Source organism: bacterium, from assembly GCA_009926305.1.
GTDB lineage: Bacteria > Bdellovibrionota_C > UBA2361 > UBA2361 > RFPC01 > RFPC01.
In genome coordinates this window covers 1-4,133 of sequence record RFPC01000133.1, presented here as the reverse complement: position 1 = coordinate 4,133, position 4,133 = coordinate 1, and the positions used below count along the sequence as shown (strand labels likewise).

Here is a 4,133-nt window from a genome sequence, read left to right as displayed (position 1 = left end):
GTCCAGACGATGAAGACAATCGTCCAGACCCGAGGTATGTTCAACAGGCACTCAGAGATGATAACGGCGACCCAACTCAGGCTGGAGCCAACAGACTCGAGTGCCAACTTCCGACTACGACATTTGATTCTATTCCAGAATGTTTTCAAAGAACACTCTGGGATTATGTCTATCACTTTGTAAGCGAAGATCCTGATCTTAGTGTTCCTTCCTCCGTAGAGCGGAATTCAAGGAAGTGGACATGGAGTGACGAAAAGAGCCTCTATTTTGGAAACATTATCTATACCGAGTTTAAAAACTCACAACAGGATCTTTTGGCAGCTTCTAATTCGTCGCCACAACTTGCAAATGCGATTAAAAGGAGGGAGCAAGAGCTTCCTCCAAGTACTCGTTGGGTGAATTTTTGGGGGCCGAATGCCCCTACGAATTTTCCGCTGGGAGGGCACTGGACGCCCCTAAAGGGAGTTGAGCTCCTTCGAGCAATATTCCTTCAGGATTACTACGGCGCTCTCTACACGTTAAGCTTTAAGATGTGTGAACATTCAGCTTCTTCGGCGAAACGATATAACCTCCTTCAACCCGAAGTGCCCATTATGGGAGGCTCCTATCGATGCCGTATGGCAAATTGGTTCTGTTTCGGTCCCAGGGCTAGGTGTTGGTTCTATGACTGGATGTGAGGTTAATGGTGGAGGAGCAATCTTGCCACTTGTTAGTGTACTTGGGGGTGCAGGAAGTTTTGGTGGAACGGACTACCAATATCTTTGGCCATCAAGGCAACAGATGAATACATTATTGATTGGCAGCTTGGACTGGCAGTTGGACTGGCAGCCGAGAAGATTTTATGAGAACCAAGAGAATAACGGTCCTGCACTTCCATCTCTGAAAGAGCTTCGAGGGCACCTTCAACTTAATAAGCTGGAGGCATTGATGCTTCGCGATATTCTCCTAGAAGAAATTCCGCAGGATCCGGCGTCAGGAGCGTACCAATGTGATGAGTTATTTCAGCTCATATCGCTCGGTGAGATTATGGATTTTTCTGCTCCAATCGACATGCCTGATCCTATTACAGCACCGTGGGCACTAGCCTTCGGTTCAGACTATCGGGAGCCAAAGTCGAAGGAGTGGCCACTGATATCGAGTGTGAATGATACACCAATTACAGAGAGAAAAAAGCTTTTTTACGAATACGCACAAACTCTTGCGAAGAGTAAAGCGATTCAGGTTGTCATGAAGCATTATGCTTCACTTCATGCGCAGCCAGATGCTGCAAGGGAGTGGCCTGAGAAGTTTGCTGCTGCAGAAAAGCTCGTCCGAGCACAGCTTTCTGGTGGCGGATCAGTAGCAGGAGCGAGCACACAAATCTCGCTTCTTCGACTGGAGTTGATTGCCCTGAAAGAAAAATTCAGAGATCTCCATGAAGAGTTACAGAGCTCTTCTGCACGATTCTCAGATAAGGCAGGTAGGCGAAAGCAAGTGGGAGCAGGTGCAGCGGGAAGTAACTAGAAATTTTAGTAAGGGCTAATTGATGAGGTTGTGTTCGATGGTTTTTGATGTAGAGGAAGAGGCATGAATCTTTTTGAGTTTTTTCAATTAGGTGCTGCCTCACTTGATTTCTTTATACAGTCCTCAATTTTACCGGGAGGTTCGGGAGATTGTGAGGACTGGATTCTCTTTGGTTCAGCGTTTAACGCCATAACTGCTGCGTGGGCAACCCTTGGTTATTACGCTCAAGCTGACGTTTTATATTATATCAACGCAGGATGGCAAAAGTTCGCTATTTTACTTTATGTCGGGGCAGGTATAGCAGTAATTGCCTCTATCGCGTTTGGACAAACACCAAAGATGTGGGCTTGGTTTCTTATAGGTCCAGCAGTTTTTTACTGGCTCATTGATACTCGTCAACCAGCAGATGGAGTGGCTTGGATGGTTGGGGCCTACATGCAAGACCAAAACGAAGTCTGGAAGCAGGCAGAGGCTGGCGCGGTAAACTCAGGGATAGTGAGAAGAGGAAACCTGAGTTTCAACGCAAGAGGGCCATCGGCTCCTGTGGAGGTCTCGACTCCTTTTTTAATGTTGGATTCGATTGTAAGCGATACGGTGAGGCAACTCTCAAGTTGGACGGGAGCGCTCTCACAGGTAAATCCATATGAGAATATAGCGCCTTCGAGTACCGAGACAAGCGTTGCACTTCAAAGTGATGCGCCTGGTTATTACTTTGGCGAAGAGTTGAGTTCAGAGGAGCAATGCGGTGCTGATAAAGTACATTTTTCAGCAGTTTCAGATAAGAAGTGGCAGTACCTGAATTCAGTCACACAGGCTGAGCTGACAAATACTGATGCAAGAGATGCGTTTGCTCGTTTTATGGCAAGCGAATGTGGAGGAAACCTGAGCAGTGTAATTGACTTTACAAAGTATGCAAAAGCAATGAATTTTAAAGACCGTGATTTACCTGATAGTGCTATTTTTAGAGGCAATTTCAACAGCCCCTTCTCTTCTGTGGAGTCAGAATATGCGCAACTTCGACTTGAGCTTGGAAAGCAGCAGGTTCCAACTCCTCTTACCCTAAAAAGATTACTCGAAGAGTCTATTCAGCAAACTCAAAGTAGTGAAGGAAGTAGTTTTCTGCGGTCAGTTGAGTGGGATCCTACTACTGCTTCTACTGGTAGTGGGCTGGATCAGTGCGGTCAAACGCAGGATGCACAGGTCGTAAAGAGTGTCCTTTCGAGAGATCTTATTACGTGTGATGCGTATCTTTATATGTTGCTTCTTTATTTTCGGTATGAGGCAGCGCTTATTTTTTCTCAAACGTTTCAGTCATCTGGTCCTAGTGGTTGGTTCCCCCATGATTTAACCTACAATATGCTCTATGGGTGGGATATTCCATACGATGAACCTACTTCCAATGGCCCTGCTCTTCCTTGTCCTGCGGGTAATGGGATGTCGATTCAAAGTCAATACCAGTTCGTTTATAACTTAATTCTCGCCCATCTTTTTCGGAATGAGCTAAACCGTTTGCCTGAGCTCGTCACTGTTGGGAAAGATAAAACACAAGCTATCATGGATGACTCCCAGCTCTATAATGCAACTATTGGAAGTACTTCAAAGGCAGCTGAAGTCTATACATGGTCTCTCATGATCCCCTATGTTCAGGGGATACTCCTCTATCTTTTATCGATGGCATTCCCAATCGTCTGTATGTTGATGCTGGTACCTTCATGGATGAAGATTATTGTGACGTGGGCATCTTTCTTTGTATGGGTGAAGCTTTGGGACCTTGGCTTTGCATTTGTCGCAACGCTAGAACGGACTTTGTGGGCTCAGATGGCAAATTCAAACGCGAGTCGAGAGGTGAATGGACGAATTTTAGAGATGAGTGACTATGGAGGTTTTACTACTACTGATTGCAAATATAACGGCGATCAGTTGTATCCCTACCCTGACCCTGGGTGTACTGAAACCCCCATTGTATATCTAACTGAAGCACCGGGGTGGTGTGGTACGGAACCATTGGATTGCCTGAATATTTTTGCCCAAGATGTAAACTCCGGGAATGGATTTGCTAGTGGAGCATTTGATGCCAGTGTAAGAATATTTGATCTTGCATTAGTGGCAGGGGCTGCTTTGGACTTTGACCTTGCGAATGGTTACTACATCTACATTATGTCAGCTCTTTACTTCGCGGTGCCAGCCGTTACTGGTCAGATGGTGCTTGGGGCAAAGTCAGGTATGGCTGGAATGGTTGATAAGATCGCTGGAGATCCTGCAGGGAAGGCAGGGAATGCAGCTGGACTATCTTTTACTGGTAACGAGACCGCTCGAGTAAAACAAAATGCCGCAACGGTAAGCCAAGAATCAAAAGCGAAAGGGTACCGGGAGAGTGGGCTTGTTGATAAGGCTCTTGGTCAACAGAATCAGGCCGCAGAGCATGGACGTTTGGCCGCAGTTCACGGACAGATTGCTGAAGGTGAAAATAGGAGGGCTCAGGCGATAGCGTCGGGGAATGAATATAGAAGAGCCGCTCAACAACCCGGACACATTCTTACTAAAACTGTGATGGGGTTAAATTATGATTGGACGGGAAGGGCATGGGGAGGAAATTCATCTGGCGGAGAATACACCGTATCGGGCAAAGG

Annotated in this window: 3 protein-coding genes; all 3 read left to right on the top strand. The window is 46.4% G+C overall.

Going from position 1 to position 4,133, the window contains the following annotated elements; genetic code table 11:
• On the top strand, positions 1–677 hold a 677-nt coding region (locus tag EBR25_12690; protein ID NBW41841.1), incomplete at its 5' end, for a hypothetical protein.
• Entirely contained in the window at positions 664–1,503 is an 840-nt protein-coding gene (locus EBR25_12685) for a hypothetical protein (protein ID NBW41840.1), read from the top strand. The genes EBR25_12690 and EBR25_12685, both read left to right, overlap by 14 nt.
• A gap of 63 nt (positions 1,504–1,566) precedes the next feature.
• A partial coding sequence (locus EBR25_12680; GenBank protein ID NBW41839.1) for a hypothetical protein occupies positions 1,567–4,133 on the top strand: 2,567 nt, incomplete at its 3' end.